This window comes from Sutterella sp. (assembly GCF_052272535.1).
Taxonomy (GTDB): domain Bacteria; phylum Pseudomonadota; class Gammaproteobacteria; order Burkholderiales; family Burkholderiaceae_F; genus Sutterella.
On sequence record NZ_DAVZJY010000236.1, the window covers coordinates 1 to 3,410 of the forward strand.

A 3,410-nucleotide genomic window follows, 5' to 3' on the forward strand; every position below is an offset into this window, starting at 1 on the left:
GGTGAACGCCTCATGTTCTGCACGGATGCCGCAAGGGGACGTGCGAAATAAGGATCGGCCCGAGGATGAAAAAGCCCGAAAGGGCGGAGGCGGCCCGGTGGGCGAAATCCCGCCGGGCCATTCGCGAAGGTCAGTATTTGCTGAAGATGCGGGCGATTTCCTCCGGGTCGCTCGGTCTTCGTGAGCGCAAGTTGCAGGAGGAGCCGCGACTTCGCCGGGTTGAGGTTCCAGACCTTAACAGGCGGTTCGGACGCACGCGATGGGGGCTTCCCATCTGAAGGAAATCCCTCGGAGCAGCGGGAAGGTCGCGGAATTCTCCATAGGAAACAAAAGGTTGCGGCTGAAAAGCAAAAGCCCGCGAGGTCCGGGGGAGGGACTGTGCGCGGGCTTTTCCTCATGTGCTCCGCCCGGGGAGTCGAAGGCGGCCGGGCGGCGGAGAGGGAGGCTGCCGGGAGATCAGGGGAGTTCCGGGTCGGAGCGAACGCCGAACCACTTCTCGTGGAGCTTGTCGAACGTGCCGTCGGCCTTGAGGTCCTTCAGGGCCTTGTCGACTTCGGCCTTAAGGGCGGGATTGTTCTTCGCGAAGACCATCGCGAAGAGGTCGGCCGTGGCGATCGGCTTCAGGTGCGTCGTCTGTTCGGCGATCGACTTCGACTGCGTGAGCATGTAGTCCGTCACGGGCTTGTCGTTGATCACGGCGTCGGAGTTGCCCGCGAGCATGTTGAGGACGGCTTCACCCGCGGAGGCGAAGGTGGTGATCGTCGTGCCCGGGATCTTCTTGGCGAGCTGCTGCGAGGTGGTGCCGATCTGGACCGAGATGCGCTTGCCTTCGAGGCTCTTGAAGTCGGTGATGTCGGCCTTGTTCTCTTTCGGGACGATGATCGTGAGGCCCGACTTGTAGAAGGGCAGCGAGAAGAGCACGCGCTTGCCGCGCTCGGGCGTGATGGAGAAGCCCGCAGCGCCCATGTCGATCGTGCCCGAAAGAATGCCCGGAATGATGGCGTCGAAGCCGATGTTCTCGATCTTCACGTCGCGCCCCATCTTGGCACCGACGGCCTTCACGAGGTCGATTTCAAAACCCTGGACGGTGCCCGTCTTCGAGTCCTGGAACTCGAACGGGGGGAAGGTGGCGGAGGTGGCGACCGTGAGGGTGGCCGCAAACGCGGAGCCGGCGATCAGGCAGGAGGCGGCGAAGGCGGCGGCGGTCTTCGTGAGGGAGGCGAAGTTCATTAGTGGTGACCCTTTGTTCTGTTGGAAAGCCGGTCCGGCGCGGAGGCGCGACGACCGGGCGTGCACTCGGAGTGCGAGTCTAGGGGAAAAGCCCGCCGCCGCGGGGACTCCCGTGGCCTCCCTTTGAGCCTGGCCGGGCCGCACTCGGGCCGAATCCCTAATTGCCCGGAGGCGCCTCATGAATGCCGTCCAATTGTCGACCAATGCGTGCTGCGGGCATGAAGAAGCCCTCCGGGCGGGCGACGCCGACGGAGGGCTTCTCTGGGGAGGCGGCTTCGGCAAGGGAAAGCCCGGGCCGCCTCAAACAATCTTGGTGATCAGGGGAGTTCGGGATCAGCGGGAACGCCGAACCACTTCTCGTGGAGCTTGTTGAAGGTGCCGTCGGCCTTGAGGTCCTTGAGCGCCTTGTCCATCTCGGCCTTGAGCGCGGTGTTGCCCTTGGCGGTCACCATCGCGAAGAGGTCGGCCGTGGCGATAGGCTTCAGATGCGTCGTCGCCTCGGCGATGTTCTTGTTCTGCACGAGGATGTAGTCGGTGACGGGCTTGTCGTTGATCACGGCGTCGGCGTTGCCCGCGATCATGTTGAGGAGCGCGTCGCCGGCCGAATTGAAGGTCGTCACGTGAGCGCCCTTGATCTTCTTGGCGAAGGCCATCGAGGTGGTGCCGAGTTGCACGGAGATGCGCTTGCCCTCAAGGTCCTTGAAGTCCTGGATGCCCGCCTTGTTGTCCTTCGGCACGACGATCGTGAGGCCGGACTTGTAGAACGGGATCGAGAAGAGAACGCGCTTGGCGCGCTCAGGGGTCACGGAGAAGCCCGCGGCGCCCGTGTCGATCGTGCCCGCAAGAATCGCCGGGATGATGGCGTCGAAGCCCATCGTCTCGAGCTTGAGCTCCTTGTCCATCTTCTTCGCCATGGCGCGGACGAGGTCCACTTCAAAGCCCTGGACCTCGCCCGTCGAGGAGTTGTAGAACTCAAAGGGCGGGAAGGTGCCTTCGGTGGCGACGCGCCACTGTCCGGCGGCGAGGGCGGACCCGGCGATGAGAAGAGCGGCGGCGCCGGCGATGGCGGTGCGGGTGAAGCGGGCGATGTTCATTTGAAGTTTTCTCCCTGCGTGCGAAAGAGAAGAATGCCGCGCGTGCGGCGCGGCTCGATGAATTGGGTTTGGATCTCCACCCTTCATGGCGGGGCGGTTCCTGCGGTCGAACTATAGGGCGCGCCGCGCTGCGGGCGGCACTCCGCGGGCCTTCGGACGCCCCGGATCTGCGGGTCTTTTGCGCGCGTCGGGTCCAAGCTAGTGCCCGGGCCCTAGTTGACGCGGAAGCACTGCGAAAACCCTCTGATTTGTCGACCATTGAAGGAGCGCCTTCGCCGCGGCCGCCCCGTCCGGGCTATCCTTCGCGGGAGGGCGCGCCGCACCGGGACTCTCGAGACTTCCTGCGGCGCGTCCGGGGCAACTCCACACCCGACCACTACCGGACCCAAACCTTATGCAGCGCATTACGCTTTCGATCGACGACGATCTTGCAGACGACTTCGAGCGCCTCACGGCGCAGCGCGGCTATCGCAACCGCTCCGAAGCGGTGCGCGACCTCATCAGGAGCGCCCTTGCGGAGCGTGAAGTGGCCGACCCCGCGCCCGGGGCGCTCTGCGTCGCGTCGGCGAGCTATGTCTACGACCACCACGAGCGGCAGCTCGCGCTCCGGCTCACCGAACTCCAGCACGCCCACGGCGACCTCGTGATCAGCCTCATGCACGCGCACGTCTCGGGCGACGACTGCCTCGAGACGGTGTTCCTGAGGGGTGCGATCGAGGCGGTGCGGGCCTTCGCCGACGCGCTCGTCGCAGAACCCGGCGTCCGGCACGGTTCGATTTCGATCATTCCGCTCGACGAATGCACGGGCGGGCATGTTCACGGCCACGACCATCCGCATGATCACGGGAGCGGTCATTCCCATCCGCACGATCACGCCCACGGGGGGCTTGAGCACCCGCACGGAGTGACCCACACGCACGAAGAGACCTGACCGGATTCCCGCGGGAGCGGCGTCGCTCTTTGGGAGCGCGGTGAGCGCGGTGAGCGCGGGTCCCGCACGAACCGTGAACCTCGGGACGGAAGGGATTTGGAGAGGGGTTGACTTCAGGCAGCCGCGGGAAATGGGCCGCGGCCTACGAAACGCCC

3 protein-coding genes are annotated in these 3,410 nt (G+C 65.2%); 1 reads left to right on the forward strand and 2 read right to left on the reverse strand.

The window, feature by feature from the left end; genetic code table 11:
- Positions 1-456: 456 nt before the first annotated feature.
- A complete protein-coding gene (locus ACT6Y9_RS09635) occupies positions 457-1,230 on the reverse strand; it encodes a basic amino acid ABC transporter substrate-binding protein (RefSeq protein WP_443744363.1) in 774 nt (257 codons plus the stop codon).
- Between the two features lie 317 nt (positions 1,231-1,547).
- Entirely contained in the window at positions 1,548-2,324 is a 777-nt protein-coding gene (locus ACT6Y9_RS09640) for a basic amino acid ABC transporter substrate-binding protein (RefSeq protein ID WP_295480022.1), read from the reverse strand.
- Between the two features lie 394 nt (positions 2,325-2,718).
- Between ACT6Y9_RS09640 and nikR the strand changes: the two genes are divergently transcribed.
- The gene (gene nikR / locus ACT6Y9_RS09645) at positions 2,719-3,255 is read left to right on the forward strand and encodes a nickel-responsive transcriptional regulator NikR (RefSeq protein ID WP_443744364.1); all 537 of its coding nucleotides are present in this window, start codon (positions 2,719-2,721) and stop codon (positions 3,253-3,255) included.
- Positions 3,256-3,410 lie beyond the last annotated feature (155 nt).

Excerpts from the sequence above, each read along its gene's own strand:
- ACT6Y9_RS09635 (WP_443744363.1), bottom strand. The coding sequence starts at position 1,230 with ATGAACTTCGCCTCCCTCACGAAGACCGCCGCCGCCTTCGCCGCCTCC.
- ACT6Y9_RS09640 (WP_295480022.1), bottom strand. The coding sequence starts at position 2,324 with ATGAACATCGCCCGCTTCACCCGCACCGCCATCGCCGGCGCCGCCGCT.
- nikR (WP_443744364.1), top strand. The coding sequence starts at position 2,719 with ATGCAGCGCATTACGCTTTCGATCGACGACGATCTTGCAGACGACTTC.